At 72.5% G+C, this 23141-nt stretch carries 22 protein-coding genes; 12 read left to right on the top strand and 10 right to left on the bottom strand.

What is annotated here, in order from left to right:
* Positions 1-14 precede the first annotated feature (14 nt).
* The 3 genes from OG898_RS26955 to OG898_RS26945 form a co-directional block, all read right to left on the bottom strand.
* A complete protein-coding gene (locus tag OG898_RS26955; RefSeq protein WP_250738885.1) occupies positions 15-1430 on the bottom strand; it encodes a DUF6421 family protein in 1416 nt (471 codons plus the stop codon).
* Positions 1431-1511: 81 nt separating this feature from the next.
* Positions 1512-2597, bottom strand: a complete 1086-nt coding sequence (locus OG898_RS26950) for an alpha/beta hydrolase (protein WP_266959739.1) — start codon at positions 2595-2597, stop codon at positions 1512-1514.
* Between the two features lie 10 nt (positions 2598-2607).
* Entirely contained in the window at positions 2608-3735 is a 1128-nt protein-coding gene (locus OG898_RS26945) for an LLM class flavin-dependent oxidoreductase (protein ID WP_266959737.1), read from the bottom strand.
* Between the two features lie 50 nt (positions 3736-3785).
* On the opposite strand from OG898_RS26945, the gene OG898_RS26940 reads away from it, so the two are divergent.
* The gene (locus OG898_RS26940) at positions 3786-4400 is read left to right on the top strand and encodes a PadR family transcriptional regulator (RefSeq protein ID WP_250738881.1); all 615 of its coding nucleotides are present in this window, start codon (positions 3786-3788) and stop codon (positions 4398-4400) included.
* A 192-nt stretch (positions 4401-4592) separates the two neighbouring features.
* On the top strand, positions 4593-5285 hold the full coding sequence (locus tag OG898_RS26935; protein WP_250738879.1) for a glycerophosphodiester phosphodiesterase family protein: 693 nt from the start codon (positions 4593-4595) through the stop codon (positions 5283-5285).
* A gap of 95 nt (positions 5286-5380) precedes the next feature.
* On the opposite strand, the gene OG898_RS26930 is transcribed toward OG898_RS26935, so the two are convergent.
* Entirely contained in the window at positions 5381-5923 is a 543-nt protein-coding gene (locus OG898_RS26930; protein WP_266959733.1) for a GNAT family N-acetyltransferase, read from the bottom strand.
* Between the two features lie 133 nt (positions 5924-6056).
* Between OG898_RS26930 and OG898_RS26925 the strand changes: the two genes are divergently transcribed.
* The 3 genes from OG898_RS26925 (at position 6057) to OG898_RS26915 (ending at position 8993) form a co-directional block, all read left to right on the top strand.
* Positions 6057-6617: a DUF5134 domain-containing protein gene (locus OG898_RS26925; protein WP_250738876.1), complete on the top strand. Its 561-nt coding sequence runs from the start codon at positions 6057-6059 to the stop codon at positions 6615-6617.
* 85 nt (positions 6618-6702) lie between these two features.
* Complete coding sequence (locus OG898_RS26920) at positions 6703-7641, top strand: M56 family metallopeptidase (RefSeq protein ID WP_250738875.1); 939 nt, start codon at positions 6703-6705, stop codon at positions 7639-7641.
* A gap of 266 nt (positions 7642-7907) precedes the next feature.
* Positions 7908-8993: an IS630 family transposase gene (locus OG898_RS26915; RefSeq protein ID WP_266959731.1), complete on the top strand. Its 1086-nt coding sequence runs from the start codon at positions 7908-7910 to the stop codon at positions 8991-8993.
* Here the strand turns inward: OG898_RS26915 and OG898_RS26910 are convergent.
* On the bottom strand, positions 8990-9973 hold the full coding sequence (locus OG898_RS26910; RefSeq protein ID WP_266959729.1) for an IS481 family transposase: 984 nt from the start codon (positions 9971-9973) through the stop codon (positions 8990-8992). The two genes, OG898_RS26915 and OG898_RS26910, sit on opposite strands and share 4 nt — an antisense overlap.
* A gap of 168 nt (positions 9974-10141) precedes the next feature.
* Here OG898_RS26910 and OG898_RS26905 point away from each other — a divergent pair, with 168 nt between their 5' ends.
* Positions 10142-10906 (top strand): phosphatase PAP2 family protein, encoded by a 765-nt coding sequence (locus OG898_RS26905; protein ID WP_250745083.1) that lies wholly within the window; start codon positions 10142-10144, stop codon positions 10904-10906.
* Between the two features lie 37 nt (positions 10907-10943).
* Positions 10944-11588, top strand: coding sequence for a TetR/AcrR family transcriptional regulator (locus OG898_RS26900; protein WP_250745082.1), 645 nt, complete (start codon positions 10944-10946; stop codon positions 11586-11588).
* Here the strand turns inward: OG898_RS26900 and OG898_RS26895 are convergent.
* Complete coding sequence (locus OG898_RS26895) at positions 11579-13072, bottom strand: LVIVD repeat-containing protein (protein WP_250745081.1); 1494 nt, start codon at positions 13070-13072, stop codon at positions 11579-11581. The genes OG898_RS26900 and OG898_RS26895 overlap by 10 nt on opposite strands.
* 76 nt (positions 13073-13148) lie before the next feature.
* Between OG898_RS26895 and OG898_RS26890 the strand changes: the two genes are divergently transcribed.
* The gene (locus OG898_RS26890) at positions 13149-13802 is read left to right on the top strand and encodes a DUF305 domain-containing protein (RefSeq protein ID WP_266959726.1); all 654 of its coding nucleotides are present in this window, start codon (positions 13149-13151) and stop codon (positions 13800-13802) included.
* Between the two features lie 52 nt (positions 13803-13854).
* Positions 13855-15210 (top strand): FAD-dependent oxidoreductase, encoded by a 1356-nt coding sequence (locus OG898_RS26885; protein ID WP_250745079.1) that lies wholly within the window; start codon positions 13855-13857, stop codon positions 15208-15210.
* 21 nt (positions 15211-15231) lie between these two features.
* Here OG898_RS26885 and OG898_RS26880 read toward each other — a convergent pair whose 3' ends face one another.
* Both OG898_RS26880 and OG898_RS26875 read right to left on the bottom strand, forming a co-directional pair.
* Positions 15232-15579 (bottom strand): helix-turn-helix transcriptional regulator, encoded by a 348-nt coding sequence (locus OG898_RS26880; protein ID WP_250745078.1) that lies wholly within the window; start codon positions 15577-15579, stop codon positions 15232-15234.
* A gap of 133 nt (positions 15580-15712) precedes the next feature.
* Positions 15713-16813: an NADH:flavin oxidoreductase/NADH oxidase gene (locus tag OG898_RS26875; RefSeq protein WP_266959723.1), complete on the bottom strand. Its 1101-nt coding sequence runs from the start codon at positions 16811-16813 to the stop codon at positions 15713-15715.
* 212 nt (positions 16814-17025) lie between these two features.
* Between OG898_RS26875 and OG898_RS26870 the strand changes: the two genes are divergently transcribed.
* Positions 17026-18117, top strand: a complete 1092-nt coding sequence (locus OG898_RS26870) for a sialidase family protein (protein WP_250745076.1) — start codon at positions 17026-17028, stop codon at positions 18115-18117.
* Positions 18118-18189: 72 nt separating this feature from the next.
* Here the strand turns inward: OG898_RS26870 and OG898_RS26865 are convergent, their stop codons facing one another.
* On the bottom strand, positions 18190-19824 hold the full coding sequence (locus OG898_RS26865; protein ID WP_266959721.1) for a von Willebrand factor type A domain-containing protein: 1635 nt from the start codon (positions 19822-19824) through the stop codon (positions 18190-18192).
* Between the two features lie 181 nt (positions 19825-20005).
* On the opposite strand from OG898_RS26865, the gene OG898_RS26860 reads away from it, so the two are divergent.
* Both OG898_RS26860 and OG898_RS26855 read left to right on the top strand, forming a co-directional pair.
* A complete protein-coding gene (locus tag OG898_RS26860) occupies positions 20006-20692 on the top strand; it encodes a uracil-DNA glycosylase (protein WP_250745074.1) in 687 nt (228 codons plus the stop codon).
* Between the two features lie 132 nt (positions 20693-20824).
* Complete coding sequence (locus OG898_RS26855; RefSeq protein ID WP_250745073.1) at positions 20825-21739, top strand: sirohydrochlorin chelatase; 915 nt, start codon at positions 20825-20827, stop codon at positions 21737-21739.
* Positions 21740-22003: 264 nt separating this feature from the next.
* Here the strand turns inward: OG898_RS26855 and OG898_RS26850 are convergent, their stop codons facing one another.
* Positions 22004-23092 carry a lactonase family protein gene (locus tag OG898_RS26850; RefSeq protein WP_266959718.1) on the bottom strand — a complete coding sequence of 363 codons (1089 nt, stop codon included), beginning with the start codon at positions 23090-23092 and terminating at the stop codon, positions 22004-22006.
* Positions 23093-23141: the final 49 nt, after the last annotated feature.

Here is a 23141-nt window from a genome sequence, read left to right as displayed (position 1 = left end):
CTGTGGGCGAGCGCTCACGCGGCTACCCGCGCAGCGGTCTCGCGGTCCGCGGCGTTCCCTGCCGTGATGCCCTTGGTCGAGGCGATCACGCCCTTGAGCTTCTTGGCCAGGGCCTCATAGAACATGCTCAGCGGAAACTCGTCCGGAAGCACGTCGTCCACGAGCTTGCGCGGCGGCTGCGTCAGGTCAAGGGCGTCGGGGCCCTTGGCCCACTTGGACCCCGGGTGGGGGGCGAGGTACTCGGCGACCAGGTCGTACGCCTTGAACCAGTGGACGAGCTTCGGGCGGTCGATGCCGGCCCGGTAGAGGTCCTCGATCTCGGCACACAGCTGGTTGGTGACCTGCGGGGCGCGCATCCAGTCGATCTTCAGCTTGTTGTCCGTCCAGCGCACGACGTCGTGCTTGTGGAGGTACGCGAAGAGGAGCTGGCCGCCGAGGCCGTCGTAGTTGCGGTTGCGGTCGCCGGACACCGGGAAGCGGAACATCCGGTCGAAGAGGACGGCGTACTGCACGTCGCGGCCGTGCTCGTTGCCCTCGGACTCCAGCTTCACGGCCTCCTTGAAGGCGGTGAGGTCGCAGCGCAGCTCCTCCAGGCCGTACATCCAGAACGGCTGGCGCTGCTTGATCATGAAGGGGTCGAACGGCAGGTCGCCGTGGCTGTGGGTGCGGTCGTGGACCATGTCCCACAGGACGAAGGCCTTCTCGCAGCGCTCCTGGTCCTCGACCATCCGGGCGATGTCCTCGGGCAGCTCGATGCCCAGGATGTCCACGGCGGCCTCGGTGACCTTGCGGTAGCGGGCGGCCTCACGGTCGCAGAAGATGCCGCCCCAGGTGAAGCGCTCGGGGGCCTCGCGCACCGCGATGGTCTCCGGGAAGAGCACGGCGGAGTGCGTGTCGTAGCCCGGGGTGAAGTCCTCGAAGGTGATGCCGAGGAAGAGCGGGTTGTCGTACCGGGTGCGCTCCAGCTCGGAGAGCCACTCGGGCCACACCATCTTCAGCACGACGGCTTCGAGGTTGCGGTCCGGGTTGCCGTTCTGCGTGTACATCGGGAAGACCACGAGGTGCTGGAGTCCGTCGGCGCGCTCGGCGGCCGGGGCGAAGGACAGCAGGGAGTCGAGGAAGTCGGGCACGCCGAAGCCGCCGTCGGCCCACTTGCGCAGGTCGGCGATGAGGGCACGGTGGTACGCGGCGCCGTGCGGGAGCAGCGGCGACAGCGCCTCGATGCCCTCGATCACGCGCTCGACCGCGGCCGGGGCGGCTTCGCGGATGTGCGACCCCTCGCGCTCGAAGTCGATGGAGCCGTCGGCCGACTGCCAGGGCCGGATCTCCTCCACGGCGGCCTTGAGCTCGGGCCACGCCGGGTGGTCGACCACCCGCACACCAGCGGTTATCACGGCACCGCTGATACCCGGCACAAGAGTTTCCGTCATGTCACTTCCTCCACAGGAGAACCTCACGTCGGCACAGCGTAAACGGGTGAGGCTCTCCCGCTCAAGAGGAGATCCGGGAAATTATCCTGCGTCACCCCCGGTTTCACCGGAAGTCTTCCCGTTCTTATGCCCGGAGTCGATGACTCCGCCCAGTCGCACCAAGGCCTGACGGGCCTCGGGGAGCACTCCGGCCAGTGCGAGGAACCCGTGGAACATTCCGGGGTGCGCGTCAAGGGCCGAACGGACCCCGGCCCCGAGCAGCCGGTGGTGGTACGCCACCCCCTCGTCCCGCAGCGGATCGCAGCCGGCGACCACCACGTACGCGGGCGGCAGCCCGCGCAGGTCCCCGGCGAGCGGGGAGGCCAGCGGATCGCCGCCGTCGCCGCCGGGGCCGAGGTACTGCTCCCAGAACCAGCGCAGGTGCCCCGCGGTCAGGAAGTAGCCCTCGGCGTTGCTCCGGTAGGACTCCGTGTCCCGGGCGGCGTCCAGGCACGGGTAGATCAGCACCTGGAGCGCGACGGCGGGGCCCCCGCGGTCGCGCGCCAGCCGGCAGGAGGCGGCGGCGAGGTTCCCGCCGGCGCTGTCGCCGGCCACGACCAGGGCGTCCGGGTCCCCGCCGAGCTCGTCGAGGTGTGCACCGGCCCAGCACAGGGCGGCGTAGGCATCGTGGACGGCGGCGGGGAAGCGGGCCTCGGGCGCCCGCCGGTAGTCCACGGAGACCAGGACCGCGCCGGAGGCCCGGCAGAGCGCCCGCGCGGTGGCGTCGTAGCTGTCGAGGTCGCCCAGGACCCAGCCGCCGCCGTGGCAGAACACCACGGTCGGCCGGGAGCCCGGCCGCCGCTCCGGGTCCGGGTAGTAGACGCGTACGGGGACCGGCGGCGCCCCGGGCGGCCCGGGGACCTCCCGGTCCTCCACGGCGCCCACGACGGCCGGCCGGGCCGTCGCGGGCACGGCGGCGAGGATCCGGCGGGCCTCGTCCGCGTCGGTGACCCGCCCTCCGAGGTCGGGGAAGAGGGAGGCCAGCGCATCGGCGTAGGGCCGGGCGGCGGGATCGAGCCGGTCGGCCTGGTCCACCTGGTCCACCTGGTCCGCCCCGTCGGCCTGGTCCGCCCCGTCCGCCCCATCCGCCCCGTCGGCCGCAACGGCCCCAGCAGTCACATCCGTCACGGCGGCGCCCCTACGCCCGCTGGTTCGCGAAGTGCGGGATGACCTTCTCGCCCCACTGCCGCAGGGTCTCCAGGCAGGCCTCCTGCGGCACGGTGCCCATCTGGATCAGGCACATGATCTCGTCGGCCCCCGCGTCCCGCAGCCGCTCCACGTACGCGATCGCCTCGTCGGCGCTCCCGTAGGCGTGGTCCGCGTTGAAGGTGGCCGTGGCGGTGGGCCGCACCGGGATGTCCTGCTCGTGCAGCCGGGCCACCACCTGCTCGGCCGCCCTGCGCATCTCCGCCCCCTCGTCGGCGCCGGCGACCACCGCCTCGTCCGGCACCCCGGCGCCGCCGTACCAGTGGCCGATGGACTGCGCGAAGAACCGCTGCCCCCGGATCCCGATCCTGCGGGCCTCCTCGGGGTCGTCGAGCACGATCGTCGGGCAGAGCACCGAGAAGTGGTCGTTGACGGCCGTCGAGACGAAGCGGCCGCCGTCCCGGCCGGCGATCGCGGCGTCGTAGACCGAGCGCATCCCCCCGATGGACTCGGGCCCGGCGAATCCCATCACCAGCGCCCCCACGCCCAGTTCCGCGGCCTGCACCAGGGTCTCGGCCCGGCTGCACGCGAGGAACAGCGGCGGATGGGGCCGCTGGCTCGGCCGCGGCAGTATGGGGTGCGGATCGATGTCGATGAGTTCCCCGTGGTACTCCAGCTCCTCCTCCTGCCAGGCCTTCCCGATGATCCGCAGCGCCTCCTCCACCTCCGCCGTGGTGCGGTCCCTGTCCACCCCGCACAGCGAGGTCTCCTGCACGGTGCCGCCCCGCCCGGCCCCGAGGTCGACCCGCCCGCCGGACAGCAGGTCGAGCATCGCGGCCCGCTCGGCGACCCGGACGGGGTGGTTGAAGGCGAAGGGCATGCACACGACCCCGTGCCCGATGCGTATGGTGTTCGTCCGGGCAGCGACGAAGCTCAGAAAGATTTCCGGGGCGGACATGTGGGCGTACCACTTCAGGGAGTGGTGCTCGACGGCCCAGATCCGGTCGAATCCCATCTGTTCTGCGAGTACCGCCTGCTCCACGCAGTCACGGATGACCTGGTGCTCGCGCTCCACGGTCGGGTCGGCCAGCTGTGCCTCGAAGATGACGGAGAACTTCACTTATGCCTCCAGGGTCGCGTCCCGTGCCGGGTCTCACTTCTAATCGAAATATGACTAGTAGTCAGAAGCCGAAGAAGCAAGAGCTTCCACCGACCGCGTGGGCGGTACTCGGTCTGCTGTCCTTCCCCGGGGAGCGGACCGGCTACGAGCTGAAGAAGTGGGCGGACTCGTCCCTGCGCTTCTTCTACTGGTCCCCGGCCATCAGCCAGATCTACGCCGAACTGCGCCGCCTGGAGGAACTGGGCTACGCGGCCTCCGTGCGCTCGGGACCCGAAGAGGTGCGGGCCAAGCGCCGCTACGGCATCACCCCCGCCGGGCGCGAGGCGCTGGCCGGCTGGGCCTCCGATGCCTCCGAGGCGGGCCCCCCGGTGCTCAAGCACGGTCTGCTGCTGCGGGTCTGGCTCGGGCACCTGGCCGAGCCGGAGCGGCTGCGCGGGATGGTGACGGAGCATCTGGAGCGCACCACCGAGGAGTTGGCCTCCGTACGGGAGGCCATGGCGCACGCGGCCACCGAGCCGGACTGGGCGTTCCCGGTCCTCGCCCTGCGCTGGAGCGAGCGCCAGCACCTGGCCGAACTGGAGCTGACCCGGGCCCTGCTGGCGGATCTGGAGGGGCTGGGCGAGCAGGAACGTCAAGCCGGCGGGGACGCGCCCACCACCGGGTGACCACGCACGCCGCGCCGGGGGCTCCCCAGCCCCCGGCAAGCCCGTCGTGAAGCGGCCGGACGGCGTTGCGGAGCCCCTGCAAAGGCGGTTTCATCGCATGCGGGGCGCACTAGCATGCGCCTCACATCGCGCGCGGCCGGTCGGGACACCGCGACCGCGCGGGGAGCCGCCGTCGACGGAAGGATGAGAACCTTGACTTTCCTCACCATCGGGCACCGCGGGGTCATGGGTGTCGAACCGGAGAACACCTTGCGCTCGTTCGTCCGCGCGGAACGTTCCGGTATGGACGTCGTCGCGCTGGACGTGCGGCTCAGCAAGGACGGCGCCCTCGTCGTCCTGCACGACGCCGAGGTGGACCGGACCACCGACGGTTCGGGAGCCGTGGCCGATCTGACCCTGGCCGAACTGCGCGAGCTGGACGCCGGAGAGGGCGAGCACGTGCCGGTCCTGGACGAGGTCGTCGACGCGGTCCGCGCCCCGCTCCGGATCCAGGTCCACGACCTCGCCGCCGTCGGAACCTTCGCGGAGCTGCTGCTGCGCCGCGATCTGACCGGCCGGGTGGAGGTGGCCTCCTTCCGCGACGAGGTGCTCGTGGAGGCGGCCCGGCTGGTGCCGGGCGTACGGACGGTGCTCTACGCGAACCAGACCCCGGGCGAGGCCGGGGAGGTCGTCGCCCGGGCCGCCCTGGCGGGCGCGGAGACGGTGGCCCTCAACATCGGCCACCTCACCCTGCACACCGTGGAGGCGGCGCACGAGGCCGGGCTGCGCGTGACGGGGTGGACGGTCAACACGCTGGAGCGGCTGCGGCTGGCGCGGGCCCTCGAACTCGACGGCGTACTCACCGACTTCCCCGAGATCCGCTCCACGGGCCGCTTCACCGCCTGAGGACCGCGCACGGCGGACCGTGCACGGCGGACGGCGGGTCGGCGGACGGGCCCGCGGGCACCACACCGCCCCCGCCCCGTCCGCCGCCGCCTCGGCTACAGCGTCTTGACCAGCAGCTCGAAGGCCAGGTCGTCGCGGAGCGGCACGCCGAACCGCTCGTCCCCGTAGGGGAAGGGGCTCAACTCGCCGGTGCGCTCGTAACCGCGGCGCACGTAGAAGGCGATGAGCTCCTCCCGTACGGTGATCACGGTCATCCGCATCTCCTTGGCCGCCCACTGTTCGCGGGCGCGGCGCTCCGCCTCCAGCATGACCGCCTTGCCCAGCCCGTCGCCCTGCCGGCCGGGGCGGACCGCGAACAGGCCGAAGTGGACGTGGTCACCGCGGTGCTCGAGGTGGCAGCAGGAGACGATCTCGCCGTCGCGCTCCGCCACGAGGAGCAGGCCCGCGGGCTGCGCGGCGATCCGGGCCGCCACGTCCTCGGCGTCGGTCCGCTGTCCGTCCAGGAAGTCCGCCTCGGTGGTCCAGCCCCCGCGGCTCGAGTCTCCCCGGTACGCCGATTCCACGAGCGCCACGAGCGCCGGGACGTCCGCCTCCACGGCACTGCGGTAGGTCAGGGCGTGGGGGGCTGCGCTCGGCATCGAGGGCTCCGTTCTGCGCGAGGTCCGCGCCGTGCTTCTTGCGGTGTCGCACAGAGCCTAACCTCGCCCGGCGTGATGGCCGTGTGAAGGGGGCATCTCTTCCGGTGAAGCCGACGAACCGGGAGGTTCCGCCGTGCACGGTCCCGCCACGTCCCTCTCCACCGCCGTCTCCGCCTGGCTCCTCGTCCTGCTCTGCGCGGTGAGCGGGGCGTACTGTCTGCGGCGCGCGGGGAGAGCCGGCGGCGGACCGGCGGCCGGGGAGGCGGCGATGGGGTTCGGCATGGCCCTGATGGCGGTGCCGCTGCGGCTGGGCGGCGACTGGCAGGCGCCCGTACTGGGCGCGGTCTTCTGCGGGGCGGCGCTGCACGCGGTGTGGCTGCTGCGCGACGGCCCGCACCACGCGCACCATCTGGTGGGCTCGCTGACCATGGTCTACATGGCGCTGGCCGCCGGTACCGGCGCGGGCGCGGCAGCGGGTTCCGCCGGGCACGCCCACGGGCAGGGCGCCGGGCTGCCGCTGCTCACCGGCCTGCTGCTCCTCTACTACGCCGGGTACGTGGTGCTGGGCGGCGCCCGCCTGGTCACCGTCGGCGCCGCGGGGGCCGGCGGAGCGCCCGCCGGACCGGCGGAAGTGATCCGGGCCTGCCGACTGGCCATGGGAATGGGGATGTTGGCGATGCTGCTCACGATGTGAGGACGCGGGCGGGGCAAACGTGTCCTGCGTCACCCTTGGCCCGGACCATACCCGCAGGTAGTCGCACGCTCCTAGGCTGAGGCCCATGATGGTCCCCGCCGTTCTCCTGCTGCTCGGCGCCCTGACCGCGGTGCTCGCACCCCGCCTGCTGGCCCGGGCCCAATGGCCCGAGCACGAACCCGTCGTGGCCCTGTGGGTGTGGCAGTGCGTGGTCGGCGCCGTCCTGCTGTGCTTCGCGCTGTCCATGCTGCTGAGCGCGGCCGCCGCCTGGCAGGCCGTACGGGGCAGGCTGTTCGCCCCGGCTCCGCACGGCGTGGTCGACGCCTACGCGCTGGACGCCGCGGGCGGGCTCTGGGCCGCGGGCACCGCCGTCGCGCTGGCGGGCGGCGGGCTGTGGACCGGAGCGATGCTGGCCCGGGAGATCCTGCGGGCCCGCGCCCGGCGGCGGGCACAGGGCGCCGAACTGCTGCTGCGGGCACCGCTGTTGCCCGGGGAGCAGGCCACCGGGGCGCGGCTCGTGGTGCTGGAGGGGCGGCGGCCCGACAGCTGGTGGCTGCCGGGTCCGGTCCCGCAGCTGGTGGTCACGACGGCGGCGCTGGGCCGGCTCAAGGGGAGTCAGCTGGACGCCGTACTGGCCCACGAGCAGGGGCACGCGGCGGCCCGGCACGACTGGCTGCTGCACTGCTCGCGGGCGCTGTCCGGGGGGTTCCCGCAGGTCCCGGTCTTCGCCGCGTTCGAGGCGCAGATGCACCGGCTGGTGGAGCTGGCGGCCGACGACGTGGCCTCGCGCCGGTACGGGCGCCTGACCACGGCCCTGGCCCTGATCGGCCTGAACGAGGACCGCGGGGTCTTCGGCCCCTCCCCCGCGCCGCACGCGCACGTCCCCGAACGGGTCCGGCGGCTGCTGGCGGCGGCGCCGCGCCTGTCGGCCGTGCGCCGGATGCGGCTGACGGCCCTGGCGATGCTGGCTCCGGCGGTTCCGGTGCTGGTGGCCTTCGGACCGGGACTCAACGCGCTGGCCTAGGCCGTCTCTTTCGGATCTTGTCGGCCGAGCCCGCGTCGTCTGGTGCCGTGCCTGGCCGTGCTGTCGGGGCACGCGCGTACTGGACGTACTCGGTTGCCCCGGCAGTGCGGCCAGGCGCGGTGCCAGGCGTCGCGGGCCCGGCAAGATCCGAAAGAGACGGCCTAGTGATCTGGTTTTGAGTTGTGGGCTCGCCCCATGAGTCGTGTTCTGTTTCAGATCCTGGGTTTTGCCTGACAGGGCCGGTTTTGGTCCGGTGTCCTGACGGCATGGGCGATACCAGGCTGCCACCCGTGGTGCTGTCGGAGGACGAGCGGCTGACGTTGGAGAGCTGGGCCAGGCGGCGTTCGACGGCGCAGGGCCTGGCCCAGCGCGCGCAGATCGTGCTGGCGTGCGCGCGAGGGTGGAACAACACCGTGGTGGCCGCACGGCTGAACACAGAGCGCAAAACGGTGGCCAGATGGCGGACGCGGTTCCTGCGGGACCGACTGGACGGCCTGTCCGACGAGCCGCGGCCCGGGGTGCCGCGGACCATCACCGACGCCCAGGTGGAAGAGGTGGTGGTCCGCACCCTCGAGCAGACACCCGCGGGCGGGACGCACTGGTCGAAGCGGGAGCTCGCCAAGGTCGTGGGGATCTCGCCCGCGAGTGTGCTGCGGATCTGGCACGCCTTCGGCTTGCAGCCGTGGCGGACCGAGACCTTCAAGATCTCCCCGGACCCTCTGCTGATCGACAAGATCCGTGATGTCGTCGGCCTCTACCTCGCCCCGCCGGCCAACGCGGCGGTGTTCGCGGTGGACGAGAAACCCCAGATCCAGGCCCTGGAGCGGACCGCGCCGGTGCTGCCGATGCTACCCGGAGTCCCCGAACGGCGGACCTTCGACTACGTCCGCCACGGCACCGTCGACCTGTTCGCCGCCCTGAACACCGCCACCGGCAAGGTGATCACGAAACTGTCCGCGCGGCACCGGGCCGTGGACTTCCGTGATTTCCTCGACGAGATCGACCGCCAGACCGATCCGTGCCTGGCGGTCCACGTCATCTGCGACAACCTTTCCGCCCACAAGGCACCGGTGGTGCACCAGTGGCTGCTGGCGCATCCCCGGTTCCAGCTGCACTTCACGCCGACGTATTCGTCGTGGATCAACCAGGTCGAGCGGTGGTTCGCCGAACTGGAACGACGCTGCCTCGAACGCGGCGTGTTCTGCTCACTCGACGACCTCAAGACCGCACTCGAGGGCTGGATCGAGGTCTGGAACGACGAGGCCAGGCCCTTCAAGTGGACCAAGACCGCCGACCAGATCCTCGACCGAATCTGCCGCTACTGCGACAGGATCTCCAGACCAGATCACTAGGTGTATTGACCCGCAGCGTTGTTCACACGGCTGATGGGCGGGTGTCCGCCCAGTGCGGTGTGGCAGCGGTGGTGGTTGTAGGTGTGCAGGAAGTCTGTCAGGGCTGCTGTCCGCTCGGTGCTGGAGGTGTAGGGCCGTTGGTAGGCCCACTCCTCGAGCAGGGTGCGGTTGAAGCGTTCGACTTTGCCGTTGGTCTGTGGCCGGTAGGGCCGGGTTCTTTTGTGGGCGATGCCGGCCGCGGTGAGGGTCCTGGTGAAGAGCTTGGATTTGTAGCAGGCGCCGTTGTCGGTCAGGACGCGCTCGACGGTGATGCCGTGGGCGGCGAAGAAGGCGTTGGCCCGCTGCCAGAACCCGGTGGCGGTCTCCTTGCGCTCGTTGGCCAGGACTTCGCTGTAGGCGAGGCGGGAGTGATCGTCGACGGCGGAGTGGATGTAGGAGTAGCCGATCACCGGCGTGCTGCTTCTGCGCTGGTCGGTAGTGGCCTGGCGGTTACGGTCGCCTGCGGCTCGGCCCACCACGCGCCATCCGCCGCCGTCGGGGATGTTGCCGAGTTTCTTGATGTCGACGTGGACGAGTTCGCCCGGTCGAGCGCGTTCGTAGCGGCGGATCGGCTCTCCGGTGGGCCGGTCCAGCCAGGCCAGGCGGCCCAAGCCGTGACGGGTCAAAATCCGGTGCACGGTCGAGGCGGGCAGGCCCAGGATCGGGCCGATCCGGGCCGGCCCGAGCTTTCGGCTCCTGCGCAGGTCACAGACTCGGGCTTCGACCGCGGGGCGAGTGCGGTGCGGGGTCGTGCGCGGGCGGCTGGAACGGTCGTGGAGTCCCGCATGGCCTTCAGTCCGCCAGCGGCGGACCCACTTGTGGGCCGTGGGCCTTGATATGCCCATCTCGGCAGCGACATGCGCCACCGGCCGCCCGGCCAGGACACGTTCGACCAGGATCCGCCTGCCGTGAACGGTCAGGCGGGCATTACGGTGTGACACGAAGACCTCCGTGTGTGGTGTGGAGCCTAGACACCTCCACCACACCGGAGGTCTTCGCCATGATCAAGACCCGGCCCTGTTAACAACGCTCGTGATCAATACACCTAGGGCCTCGACGGGCAGTCGCCCTTACGGGGCATCGACGCCGCCGGATGCGAGGATCGGCGGATGCGGAACGCTCACGTACGGTTGCCGGCCCCACGGGCGTGCGCGCTGTTCGCCGTGGCGCTCGCCGCGCTCGCGTCGATCGTGCTGACGGTCCTGGTGGCCACCGGCTGGGCTCCGCTGCTGTCCTTCGACGGCCGGATCGCGCGGGATCTGCACGCCTACGCCGTCTCCCGTCCCGGGGTCACCGGGCCGGTGCGGGTGCTCAGCGACTGGGTCTGGGACCCCTGGACCATGCGGGCCCTGGCGGGCGCGGCCTGCCTGTGGCTGTGGTGGCGGGGCAACGGCCGGTGCGCGCTGCGGATCGCCCTGGCCACCCTCGCGGCCTCGGCGGTGAGTCAGGGGCTGAAGTTCTGGGTGGGACGGGAGCGGCCGGTATGGCCGGATCCGATCGTCTCCGCGGACTACGCCGCCTATCCGTCGGGGCACGCCATGACGGCGATGGTCGTCTGCGGCCTGCTCGTGTGGCTGGTCGCGCACGGTCCGGCGCGGCCGTTCTCCGACCGGGTCCCCGGGTCGCCCTCCCGCACGCTCTCCCGCTCGTCCTTCCGCCCGGGCGGGCGGTCACTCGCGGCCGTGGCGCTGCTCCTGGCCGCGGTCTCGGTCCTCGGGGTCGGCTTCACCCGGATCTACCTGGGCGTCCACTGGTTCTCGGACGTCCTGGGGGGCTGGTTGCTCGGTGCGGTGATCGTGGCGCTCGCGGTCTCGGACGGTGCCTGCTCTGGGCGATCCCCCGTGTCGCCCAGAGCAGGCGGTCCGGCGCGCTGAGTATACTGGCCGCGAGCCAGTCAACGCAGGAGCAAGCATGTCCCCGCGCAGCGCATCGGTCAATGAAGAATTGCGCAGGCGTTCCCGGGAGCGGTTGCTGCAAGCCACGGTCGAGCTCGTCGGGGAGCGCGGCTTCGAGGCCACCACCCTCGGCGACATCGCCGACCGGGCGGGAGCCGCCCGCGGCCTGGTGTCCTACTACTTCCCGGGCAAGCGCCAGCTGCTGCAGTCCGCCGTGCACCGGCTGATGCACCTCACGCTGGAGGCGGCGCTGGAGCGGGAGCCCCGGCCCGTCGGACCCGACGCGGGCAGGGAGCGCCTGGCCCGGGCCATCGACGCGATCCTCGGGCTGGCCATGGACCGGCCGCGGCTGATGCGGACCCATATGGCGGGGATCCTGCAGGCGGAGGGTTTCGTCCAGTGCGCCGAGCAGCAGCGGCTCGCGGAGCTGCTGCGGGACACCGTCGGCCGGTACGGATCGGCGGACGTGGACACCGACTATCCGCTGCTGCGGGCGCTGCTGATGGGCGCGGTGGTGGCGGTGCTGCTGCCGGGCGCTCCGATGCCGGCCGCCCGGCTGCGGGCCGAGCTGTTCCAGCGCTACGGGCTGGACTGGGAGCTGGGTGTTCCGCCGGACGGTGGTCCGCCCGGCGGAACGTTTCCCTCTCCGCGTCAGCGGTAGTCGGGCTGGGTCTGCACGTTGAGCCGGTCCAGCCACACCCACTTGGCACTGTCGGTGCGCCAGTCGTCGAGCCGCAGCACGTCGAGGCCCTTGACGATGTCGTTCGAGTAGATGTGCCCGTTGTAGTAGTACGCGGACCAGGATCCGCCGAGGCCGAGCTTGTCGGTGGTCAGCGGGCCCCGCTCGAAGTAGGCGATCTCCTTCGGGCTGGTGGAATCGGTGAAGTCCCAGACGGAGATGCCGCCTTGGTACCAGGCCTGGACCATGATGTCGCGGCCGCCGCCGACCGGGATCAGCGAGCCGTTGTGGGCCACGCAGTTCTCGGTGTCGGCCTGCAGGCGCGGGATCTTGAAGTAGCTCTTGAAGACGAGCTTGCGCTGGTCGCCGCGGCCGGTGATCTCGTAGATGCCGTCGGCTCCCCGGTTGGGGCCGGTGGCCTCGTTGCAGGTGGCGCCGCCACCGCCGCCCAGCTCATCGGTGAACACCACCTTGTTCGCCCGCTCGTTGAAGGTGGCCGAGTGCCAGAACGCGAAGTTCACGTTGTCCTGGACCCGGTCGATGACGCGCGGTTCCTCGGGCTTGCTGATGTCGAAGAGGATGCCGTCGCCCATGCAGGCGCCGGCGGCGAGGTCCTTGGAGGGCAGCACGGTGATGTCGTGGCAGCCCGTGGTCTTGGAGACGCCCGGGTTGGTGGGCCCGCCCGGGTTGCCGCCGTCCGGGAAGAGGATCGGGAAGGCCACGACCGCGGCCTGCGTCGGGTTCTTCTTGGGGACCTTCACGACCGAGATGCCGTCGTGCGGCGGCTTGCAGTCGGGGAAGGCGTCGTTCGGGTTGTACGAGGAGACGTAGAGGTAGGCGTTCCGGCCGCCCGGCACCAGCGTGTGGGTGTGGGAACCGCACGGGGTCTCGACGGACTTGATGTACTTGGGGTTCTTCTTGTCCTTGATGTCGAAGATCTTGATGCCCTCCCACGAGGACTTCTCCGTGGCGGGCTGCGAGACGCTGTTGCAGGAGTCGTCGCTGCGCGAGGAGTCGGTCGACAGGAAGAGCAGGTCACCGTCGACCGATATGTCGTTCTGCCCGCCGGGGCAGAGCACTTCGGTGACCTTCTTCGGCGCCTTGGGGTTGCCGATGTCGTAGATCACGAAGCCGTTGTAGTTGCCCGCGTAGGCGTACTTGCCCTGGAACGTCATGTCGGAGTTGATCTGGTTCGGGTCGGTGCTCGGGATGTTGGCCAGGGGTTTGATGTTCCGGCTGTGGACGATCTCGTCCTGGCCGGGAATCTCTCCGGGTGCCAACTCCCGTCCCTCGCCGGCCGCGGTGGCGGCGCTCTGCGGCGCGCCCGCGCCCGGGAGCAGCAGGTCTCCCGGATCCGGGCTGGCGACCGCCGGTCCGGCCGCCAATAACGAGGTGAGGAGTCCGGCCGCGGCTGCGGCCACTCCCAGGGATCTGCGCCGCGCTCTGCTGGTGTGCATCGAGGTCACTGTGCCCTCCCATGGGTCCGATCGGTTCCGCCCGTGGTGGGAACGGAACGCGGACCCCGGCAGTATGGTCCTTTGCATGGACATGGCGAAAGTCTCACTCGGGCGAATCGTCGGAGCGGCCCTGACCCTCGGGCTCCTCCTCCCCCTCGCCGGCTGCACGGACGGCGGCGGCGCGGACGGCGCGGCGGACGGCAGACCGGCGGTGATCGCCCCCGGCAAGCCCGGCGAGAAGGCGCGCACCCTCTCCCCCGAACAGGCGGCGAAGGAGCTCCCCGACGACAGTCCCAACGCGGCGGACCGAGCGTATGTGCGGAACATGATCGAACACCACGGGCAGGCACTGACCATGAGTGCTCTGGCCCCCGACCGGGCCTCCGCCGAGGGGGTCAAGCGGCTCGCCGAGCGCATCGCGGCCGCGCAGAAGCCCGAGATCGGCGCGATGGAGGGATGGGCGGCCCGCAACCCGGCACCCACCGCCGCCCCGGGAGGCCACGACCACGCGGCGATGCCCGGCATGGCCACCGAGCAGCAGCTGGGTGAGCTGACCGCGGCCAGGGGGCCGGAGTTCGACCGGCTCTTCCTCACCCTGATGACCGCCCACCACGAGGGCGCCCTGAAGATGGCCGGCGAGGTCCTGGCCGCCGGCAACAACGCCGCCGTGGAGGAGATGGCCAACGAGGTGGCGGCCACCCAGAGCGCCGAGATCCACCGGATGCGCGCGATGGGCTGACGGCCCCGGCACCCGGTGTCATGCTGGGAACACCTGCGGGAGGAGCTCCGCCGTGCTTCGTATCGCCGTCGTCGGATCGGGCCCCAGTGGGGTCTACGCCGCACAGACACTCGTACAGCAGCGTGAGGTGCCGGGGATCCGGGTCGACGTGCTCGACCGGCTGCCGGCGCCGTACGGGCTCGTGCGCTACGGGGTGGCCCCCGACCACGAGAAGATCAAGTCCCTTCAGGGCAGCCTGCGCACCGTGCTGGAGGACGAGCGGATCCGCTTCCTCGGGAACGTCGAGGTCGGCGGGGACGCCCTGCCCACCGCCCGGCTGCTGGAGCTGTACCACGCGGTGGTCTACTGCGTCGGCGCGGCCCGGGACCGGATGCTCGGCATCCCCGGCGAGGACCTCGCCGGGGTGCATTCCGCCACGGCCTTCGTCTCCTGGTACAGCGGCCATCCGGACGCCGCGGCCGAGGCCTTCGGGCTGCCCGGGGTGGATGCGGCGATCGTGGTCGGCGCCGGGAACGTGGCGGTCGACGTCACCCGGATCCTGGCCCGGGGCGTACCGGAGCTGGCCCCGACCGACATGCCGCAGCCGGCCCTGGGGGCGCTCGGCGCCAGCGGGGTGCGCGCGGTCCACATGGTGGCCCGGCGCGGGCCCTCCCAGGGCAAGTTCACCACCAAGGAGCTGCGCGAGCTGGGCACCCTGCCGGGCGTCGACGCCCTGGCCGACCCGGCGGAACTGGCCCTGGACCCGGCGTACGCGGACCCGGGCGCGGCCCTGCCCGCCGTGAACCGGCGCAACGTGGAGGTGCTGCGCGGCTGGGCGGCGGCTCCGGCGAGCGGCGGGGACCGGCGGATCGCGCTGCGGTTCTTCCTGCGCCCGGTGGAGGTGCTCGGCGGGCCGGACGGCCGGGTCACCGGAATGCGGTTCGAGAGGACGGCCCCCGACGGCCTGGGCGGGGTCACCGGCACGGGGGTCTACGAGGACGTCCCGGCCCAGTTGGTGCTGCGCTCGGTGGGGTACCAGGGCGTCCCGCTGGACGGGCTGCCCTTCGACGAGCGGCGCGGTACGGTCCCGCACGCGGCGGGCCGGGTGCTCCGGGAGGGCCGCGCCTCCGTCGGCGAGTACGTGGCGGGCTGGATCAAGCGCGGCCCGACCGGGGTCATCGGCACCAACCGGCCCTGCGCGAAGGAGACGGCCTCCTCGCTGCTCCAGGACGCCGGGGCGCTGGCCCGGCGCGACCGGGAGCGGGATCCGCTGGAGGCCCTGCACGAGGCCGGGCTGCGACCCGTCCGGTGGCCGGGGTGGCTGGCCATCGAGACGGCGGAGGCGGAGCTGGGGCGGTCCCTGGGCCGGCGTTCCGTCAAGATCCCGGACTGGGAGGGCCTGCTGGCGGCGGCCGGCGGCACCGACTGACCCGCCGGGCCGGGGGCCGCCTCAGCCGTCGTCGCGCGCCTGCTCGGCGGCGGCCGCCGCGAGGACGCCGTCGAGGAGCCCGGGGAACAGCTCGGCCAGCTCGGCCCGGCGCAAGGCGTTCAGCTTGGCCGTGCCGCGGTACCACTGGCGCACGACACCGCTCTCGCGCAGGACCCGGAAGTGGTGCGTGGTGGTGGACTTGGTGACCGGGAGCTCGAAGTACGAGCAGGGCAACTCGGCGTCCGTGGCCGCGAGATCGCGCACGATCGACAGCCGGACCGGGTCGGAGAGGGCGTGCAGCACCCCTTCGAGCCGGATCTCGGCAGCCTCGGGGTGGGCGAGGACACGGGCCGCGTCACGTTCCGTCATGTCCGTACTCCACTCACTGGGTGATGCCGCGGTGCCGCGATGCCGTGTACGGCTCCATCGTACGAGAGTCATCGTAGGAGCGGAGCCGAACGGCGGGTGCGGTGCGGGACCCCCGTCCCCGCACCGCACCGGCTCACCAGGAGCGGTGGTACTGGACGGGCGTACGGATCTCGCTGCCGAGCTCGACGGCCGCCCGGCGGGCCCAGAACGGGTCGCGCAGCAGCTCCCGGCCCAGCAGGACGGCGTCCGCCTCGCCGTTGGCCAGGATCTTCTCCGCCTGCTCCGGCTCGGTGATCAGACCCACGGCGGCGACCGGGAGGGTGGTCTCGGCCTTGACCCGGGCCGCGAAGGGCACCTGGTAGCCGGGGCCGACCGGGATCGTCACACCGGGGGCGAGGCCGCCGGTGGAGACGTCGAGGAGGTCCACGCCGTGCTGCTCGAGCAGCACGGCCAGCCGGACGGTCTCGTCCGCGGTCCAGCCGTCCTCCCCCAGCCAGTCGGTGGCGGAGATCCGGAAGAACAGCGGCAGCTCCTCGGGCCACACCGCCCGTACGGCGTCGACGACTTCGAGGGCGAGGCGGGTGCGGTTCTCGAAGGAGCCGCCGTACTCGTCCGTGCGCTTGTTGCTGTGCGGGGAGAGGAACTCGCCGATCAGGTATCCGTGGGCGCCGTGGATCTCGACCACCTGGTAGCCGGCGTCGAGCGAGCGCCGGGCGGCGGCCGCGAACTGCTCCACGACGTCCCGGATCTCCCCGACCGTCAGCTCGTGCGGGACCTGGTGGTCCGCGGAGAACGGCACGGGGCTCGGGGCGCTGGGCTGCCAGCCGTGCGCCTCGGGGCCGACGGGCTGCCCGCCCTTCCAGGTGCGGTCGGTGGAGGCCTTGCGGCCGGCATGGGCGATCTGGATGCCGGGGACCGCGCCCTGGCCCTTGAGGAAGGAGGTGATCCGGCGCAGCGCTTCGACCTGGGTGTCGTTCCAGATGCCGAGGTCGTACGGTGAGATCCGCCCCTCGGGGGAGACGGCCGTGGCCTCCTGGATGATCAGGCCGGTACCGCCGGTGGCGCGGGCCGCGTAGTGCGCGAAGTGCCAGTAGTTGGCCACGCCGGTGTCCGGACCGGTCGGGTCGGCGCTGTACTGGCACATCGCAGCCATCCACACACGGTTCGGCACGGTGACCGAGCGGATGGTCCACGGCTGGAACAGCGCGGCGAAAGATGCGGGGACAGCACTCATGAGGGGTCTCCAGAGCCGACCGGAAGCGCGCCGGGGAACCGGCCGCCAAGTACGAGATTCACCGTACTACGAAATCTCTCGTAGTACGAGACCCTTCGTATGAGCTGGTGGCCCGGGGTGCGCTCGCGCGCCGCACCCTGCCGCTGTCAGTGGCCGGGTGCAGACTGGCCGGGAAGCTGCCGTTGGGACAAAGACGTCCGGAGGTGTCGGCCATGACCGACGTGGTACTGCTCGCGGGGACCCGCAAGGGACTGTTCATCGGCCGCCGGGACTCCGGCGGCACCTGGAAGTTCGATGAACCCCACTTCAACGCCCAGGCGGTCTCCGCCGTCGCCATCGACCGGCGCGGCGTCGCGCCCCGGCTCCTGGTCGCCGGGGACAGCACGCACTGGGGGCCGTCCGTCTTCAGCTCCGACGACCTGGGCGCGACCTGGCGGGAGCCCGCCGCGGCCGCCGTGAAGTTCCCCGAGGACACCGGGGCCTCCCTGGAACGGGTCTGGCAGCTCCATCCGGCCGGCCCCGAGGCCCCCGGCGTGGTCTACGCGGGGACCGAGCCGGCCGCGCTGTTCCGCTCCGCCGACCGCGGCGAGTCCTTCGAGCTGGTCCGCCCCCTGTGGGAGCACCCGACCCGGGACAAGTGGGTCCCGGGCGGCGGCGGCGAGGGCCTGCACACGGTGATCACCGACCCGGACGACCCGGACCTGGTCACGGTGGCGGTCTCCACGGCCGGGGTGTTCCGGACCACGGACGGCGGGGCGAGCTGGGCTCCGTCCAACCACGGGGTCTCGGCGGTGTTCCTGCCCGATCCGGACCCCGAGTTCGGCCAGTGCGTGCACAAGATCGCCCAGGACGCGGGCGACAACGGCCGGCTGTACCTCCAGAACCACTGGGGCGTCTACCGCAGCGACGACGCCGGGACCCGCTGGACGGACATCGGCTCCGGTCTGCCCTCCGACTTCGGCTTCGCGGTGGCCGCCCACCCGCACCGGCCCGGCACCGCCTACGTCTTCCCGCTCAACGCCGACTCCGACCGCGTCCCGGCGGAGCACCGCTGCCGGGTCTTCCGGACCCGGGACGCGGGCGCGACCTGGGAGCCCCTGACGAAGGGCCTCCCGGCCGGGGACCACTACGGCACCGTGCTGCGCGACGCGCTCTGCACGGACGACGCGGACCCGGCCGGGATCTACTTCGGCAACCGCAACGGCGAGCTGTACGCCAGCCACGACGACGGGGACAGCTGGCAGTTGCTGGCCGAGCACCTCCCCGACGTCCTGTGCGTACGGGCCGCCGTGCTGCACAGCTAGCGGCGGCGGCCCGTACCGGCGTGCGGCCCCGGGACAGGACGCGGGCCAGGACCCGGGTCCGGGTCCGGGTCCTCAGCCGGTGAGTCCGCGGGCCTGGCGTACCGCCTGCGCCAGCTGGCGCACGGCCGGGTCCTCGGTGCTCCCGGCCAGCCGGTCGGCGTGCCCGGCCAGGCTCCCCAGCGGGACGGCGCCCGGCACCCGCTCCCAGCCGCCGTCGCGCTCGCGCAGGGCGGAGGCGAAGTAGGCGGCCACCGCGGTGACCTGGAAGCGCGTGGACGCCGAGGCCCACACGTCGCCGGACAGCGCCGCCGCCTCGATCTTGCCGGATTCCTCGTGCGGTGCGCGGGTGCGCGGGTCCAGCCAGCGCACCGTCGCCGTCGCCAGGTGTCCACTGGCACCGGGGCGCAGCCGTACCGCGTACAGGGCGGTCACGGAGTGGCCGGAGCCGACCTCTCCCCCGTCCACGTTGTTGTTCCTGAAGTCTCCGTCGGCGACGCGGCGGTCGTCGTAGCCGATCAGCCGGAAGCGTTCGACGGTCTGCGGATCGAAGGCCACCTGCGCCTTCGCGTCGCGGGCCCGCAACTGCACCTGCGCCGGGAGGTCCTGGCAGAACACCTTGCGGGCGCCCTCCTTGTCGGAGACGTAGGTGGTGTGCCCGTCGCCCCGGTCGGCGAGCTGTTCCATGAAGGCGTCGTTGTACTCGCTGCCCACACCCACGCCGAGCAGCGTGATCCCGTGCTTGGTCCGGGCCTGGCCGATGCGGTTCAGGATGGTGTCGGCGGAGGTGGCGCCGGTGTTGGCCAGGGCGTCGGAGAGCAGGACGACCCGGTTGGTGGCCCCGGGCCGCAGCGATTCGACCGCGACCTCGTACCCGCGGGTGACTCCCGCCTCCACGTTGGTCGAGTCGGCGGTGCGCAGTGCGGCGATCACCTCGTGGATCCGGTCGCGGTGGCCTTCGACACGGGTCATCGGCAGCCGGGTCTCGGCCTTGCCGCTGAAGGTGACGACGGCGACCGAGTCGTCTTCGCGGAGCTCGTCGGTCATCAGGCCCATGGAGGTGCGGACGAGGTCGAGGCGGCCGGGCTCGGCCATGGAACCGGAGACGTCCACGACGAAGGTGAGCGCCGCGGGCGGGCGTGCCTCGGCGCCGTCCGCCCCGCCGTTGCCGACCCGGGTGGCGAGGCCGACGCGGACCAGGGACCAGTTCGCCTCGGTGGTGCGGGCTCCGTCCACGGTGACGGAGAAGCCGTCGCCGTCGGGCTGCTGGTAGTCCTGCCGGAAGCTGTTGACGAACTCCTCGGGCCGCACGGTGGCGGGATCGGGGAGCTTGCCGTCCGCGAGGGTGCGGCGGGCGTATCCGTAGCTGGCGGTGTCCACGTCGAGCGCGAAGGTGGAGAGGTAGTCGGCGGGCGGTCCGGTGGGGCGCCGCCCGTCGCTCTCCCCTTCCGTGCTTTCCCCGCCGGGGCGGCTGGCGGACGGCCGGGGCTTGGCGTCGCCGCCCTTCCACTCCCCGTCGGAGGTGCGGTCCGCGCCGCCGGCTCCGCAGCCGGTCAGCAGGAGGCCGCCGGCGAGGAGCGCGGCGGCCAGTCTCCCGTACGTTCTGCGCCGGGCCGGACGGGTCCTGCGGGATGCGCCGGAGGCGCTGGGCGTGCGGAGCGTGCGGGGTGTGCCGGGCGTGCCGGGCGTGCGGTCCTCATGGGGCTCCATACCGTCTCCCTCGAACGTCATCGGTGATGAATGTGACGTCAGGGACGGGGAGTTGGAGCAATCGAACCAGTTGCGAACAGGTATCGAAGCGACAACGGACGACCGGGGAGGCACCGCGGGTCCCGGCGCCCGTCCGAGGTGTGGCACCGGGCGGCGGACTGGGCCAGTAGAGTGATCCACCGTGGCAGCACGACCGTTGAACGAGATCGTCGAGCCGGGCTGGGCCCGGGCTCTGGAGCCGGTGGCGGCGCAGATCGCCGCGATGGGCGACTTCCTGCGCGCGGAGATCGCGGCGGGCAGAACCTACGTCCCCGCGGGCGCGAACGTGCTGCGCGCGTTCCAGCAGCCCTTCGACGAGGTGAAGGTGCTGATCGTCGGGCAGGATCCGTACCCGACGCCGGGGCACGCGATCGGCCTCTCCTTCTCGGTGGCCCCCGAGGTCAGTCCGTGGCCCCCGAGCCTGGACAACATCTTCCGCGAACTGCACGCCGATCTCGGCACGGGCAAGCCCCGGAACGGGGATCTGACCCCGTGGACCCGGCAGGGCGTCCTGCTGCTGAACCGGTCGCTCACCACCGCCCCGCGCAAGCCCAACGCCCATCGCGGCAAGGGCTGGGAGGCGGTGACCGAGCAGGCCATCCGCGCGCTCGCGGCCCGCGGCAAACCCCTGGTGTCGGTGTTGTGGGGGCGCGAGGCGCGCAACCTCCGGCCGCTGCTGGGCGATCTGCCGGCCGTGGAGTCGGTGCACCCGTCCCCGATGTCCGCGGACAACGGGTTCTTCGGCTCCAGGCCGTTCAGCAGGACCAACGACCTGCTGGTCCGCCAGGGCGCGCAGCCCGTGGACTGGCGGCTTCCCGCCGCGGGATGACCGCGGAGGTGTCCGAGGGGTGACCGGATCGCTGAACGGTATCTGACATTCCTTGGATAAATACGGACAGATGCCGCCGGAGAAGGCCCTGCCCGAACACCCGGTTTCGATAAACCAGTAGCATGCGGCGCCATGAGCTCCCCCACTGGGCCCGCAAATGGCCTGCCCGTACGAATGCCGCGACCCCGCCAGACCGGACGGCACCGCCGGCCCGAGCCCGCGGTGGCGCCAGAGGGCGCGCCCGCGCTGGTGCTCGCCGTGCCCGGTGCCCCCTCCGCCGCCTCGCGGGGGATCGCGGAAGAGATCATCAGCATCGGCCGCTCCGAGCTGCCCGGCCTGGACGCCCGGGTCGGTTTCCTCGACGGTGACGACTCCACCGAGTTCCCGTCCCTGTCCGGCGTGCTGACCGCCGTCGCCCGCGACCGCGCCGCGCGCGCGGAGGCCGCCCGCGCCGCCGGGCAGGAGGTGCCCGCGCCGACCGGCCCGGACGCCGTGGCCGTTCCCCTGCTGGCCGGCCCCGACGGGGATCTGCTGCGCCGCATGCGCCAGGCCCTGATGGACTCCTCGGCCGCCGCCGAACTCGCCGACCCGCTCGGCCCGCACCCCCTGCTCGCCGAGGGGCTGCACGTGCGGCTGTCCGAGGCCGGGCTCGCCCGCGCCGACCGGGCCAGGCTCTTCAGCGTGACCACGGCCGCCGACGGCATCGTCCTGGCCACCACCGGCGGCGAGGAGGCCGTGCAGGCCGCGGGCATCACCGGCATGCTGCTGGCCGCCCGCCTCGCGGTGCCGGTGATGGCAGCCGCGCTGGACGAGGAGGGTTCGGTGGCCGCGATCGCCGACCAGCTCCGCCGCGAGGGTTCGACCCAGCTCGCGCTGGCCCCGTACCTGGTCGGCCCGGAGGCCGCCGAGGGGCTCCTCGACACCGCCTGCAAGGAGGCCGGCTGCAGCGCCGCCGACGTGCTCGGCGCGTACCCCGCGCTCGGCAAGCTGGCCGTCGCGCAGTACTCCGCCGCCCTCGGGATCACCCTGGGCGCCGCCGCCCACTGACACCTTCCCGGCTCATGCCGTACGTACGAGGGCCCGCACCCCGGACCGTTCCGAATCGAACGAGCCGGGGCGCGGGCCCTCGTACGTACGGCGGTACGGCCTGGCCGTCTCTTTCGGATCTTGCCGGTCAGGCCCGCGTCGTCCGGCACCGTGCCTCGCCGCGCTGCCGGGTCTCCCGCGTACTGGACGTACTCGGGTGACCCGGCAGCGCGGCGAGGTGCGGTGCCGGGCGGCGCGGGCCCGGCAAGATCCGGAAGAGACGGCCTAGCCGAAGACCACGCAGGTGGCGGCGGGCACGGCCACCGAGCCGGCCCGGCGCGGCTCGCCCGTCGCCCGGTCCACGTCGAACCAGGTGACGTCGCCGGAGCGCTCGTTGGCCGCGTACAGCCGGCGTCCCGAGGGGTCGGCGGCGAGATCGCGCGGCCAAGTGCCCCCGCACGGCACGGTGCTCGTGAGCAGCGGCTTCTCCGCGCCGTCGGCGAGGGAGAAGGTGACGATGGTGTCGGCTCCGCGGACGGCCGCCCAGACGAATCGGCCGTCCGGCGAGGTCACGACCGCCGAGGGGTAGGCCGCTGCGGCCCCTGGAGTGCCCGTGGAGGCGACCGGAACCTCGTCGACCGGTTGGAGCTCACCCGACTCCCTGTTCCAGCGGCAGACGGTCAGCTGGGGCTCCAGCTCGTGCAGGACGTAGACCACCTCGCCGGAAGGGTGGAAGGCCAGGTGCCGGGGGCCGGTCCCGGCGCGCAGCGCGGTCTCGGCGTGGAGCACGGGGGTTCCGGTGGCGGGGTCGAGTGCGCAGACCCGCACCGAGTCGGTGCCGAGGTCGACGCTGAGCACCCAGCGGCCGCCGGGGGCGGGCAGCACCTGGTGGGCGTGCGGGCCCTTCTGCCGGCCGGCGTCGGGGCCGGAGCCCTGGTGGGCGATCACGGCGGCGGGCTCCCCGATCGAGCCGTCGGCGGCGAGCGGGAGGCTGCTGACGCTGCCCGAGGTGTAGTTGGCCGTCAGCAGCCGGCGCCCGGCCACGCTGAGGTGGGTGGGGCCGGAGCCGCCGACGGGGACGACCGCACCGAGGGGGACGAGCCCCGCGGCGGCGGTCCGGAAGGCGCCCACGGCGCCCTGTTCCGTCTCGCTCACGGCGTACAGCACGCCGGTGACGGGGTCGTGGGCCAGGTACGAGGGGTCCGCGACGGCGTCCGTCGCCGACAGCGGGGTCAGCGCTCCGGTGGCCGGATCCACGGCCGCGGTGGTGACACCGCGGCCGCCCCCCGAGGTGAACGAGCCGATCCAGGCCCGGTGTCCGCCGCCGTCGGCCGTACGGTCCGTACCGCCCACACCACTGTCCGCGTCGCCCACGAGAAGCCCCTCTCCGCCGTTCCGGATCCTCCCCCAGCTACCGCTGGGA

It is taken from the genome of Streptomyces sp. NBC_00193, assembly GCF_026342735.1.
GTDB classification, from domain to species: domain Bacteria; phylum Actinomycetota; class Actinomycetes; order Streptomycetales; family Streptomycetaceae; genus Streptomyces; species Streptomyces stoeckheimensis.
The sequence above is the reverse complement of the archived record's forward strand: the minus strand, read 5'-3'. Positions and strand labels throughout refer to the sequence as shown.

Coding starts and splice junctions, on each gene's coding strand:
- OG898_RS26870 (WP_250745076.1), top strand. CDS start 17,026: ATGACCGACGTGGTACTGCTCGCGGGGACCCGCAAGGGACTGTTCATC.
- OG898_RS26865 (WP_266959721.1), bottom strand. CDS start 19,824: ATGGAGCCCCATGAGGACCGCACGCCCGGCACGCCCGGCACACCCCGC.
- OG898_RS26940 (WP_250738881.1), top strand. CDS start 3,786: ATGACTAGTAGTCAGAAGCCGAAGAAGCAAGAGCTTCCACCGACCGCG.
- OG898_RS26900 (WP_250745082.1), top strand. CDS start 10,944: ATGTCCCCGCGCAGCGCATCGGTCAATGAAGAATTGCGCAGGCGTTCC.
- OG898_RS26915 (WP_266959731.1), top strand. CDS start 7,908: ATGGGCGATACCAGGCTGCCACCCGTGGTGCTGTCGGAGGACGAGCGG.
- OG898_RS26875 (WP_266959723.1), bottom strand. CDS start 16,813: ATGAGTGCTGTCCCCGCATCTTTCGCCGCGCTGTTCCAGCCGTGGACC.
- OG898_RS26905 (WP_250745083.1), top strand. CDS start 10,142: ATGCGGAACGCTCACGTACGGTTGCCGGCCCCACGGGCGTGCGCGCTG.
- OG898_RS26930 (WP_266959733.1), bottom strand. CDS start 5,923: ATGCCGAGCGCAGCCCCCCACGCCCTGACCTACCGCAGTGCCGTGGAG.
- OG898_RS26880 (WP_250745078.1), bottom strand. CDS start 15,579: ATGACGGAACGTGACGCGGCCCGTGTCCTCGCCCACCCCGAGGCTGCC.
- OG898_RS26955 (WP_250738885.1), bottom strand. CDS start 1,430: ATGACGGAAACTCTTGTGCCGGGTATCAGCGGTGCCGTGATAACCGCT.
- OG898_RS26920 (WP_250738875.1), top strand. CDS start 6,703: ATGATGGTCCCCGCCGTTCTCCTGCTGCTCGGCGCCCTGACCGCGGTG.
- OG898_RS26855 (WP_250745073.1), top strand. CDS start 20,825: ATGAGCTCCCCCACTGGGCCCGCAAATGGCCTGCCCGTACGAATGCCG.
- OG898_RS26890 (WP_266959726.1), top strand. CDS start 13,149: ATGGACATGGCGAAAGTCTCACTCGGGCGAATCGTCGGAGCGGCCCTG.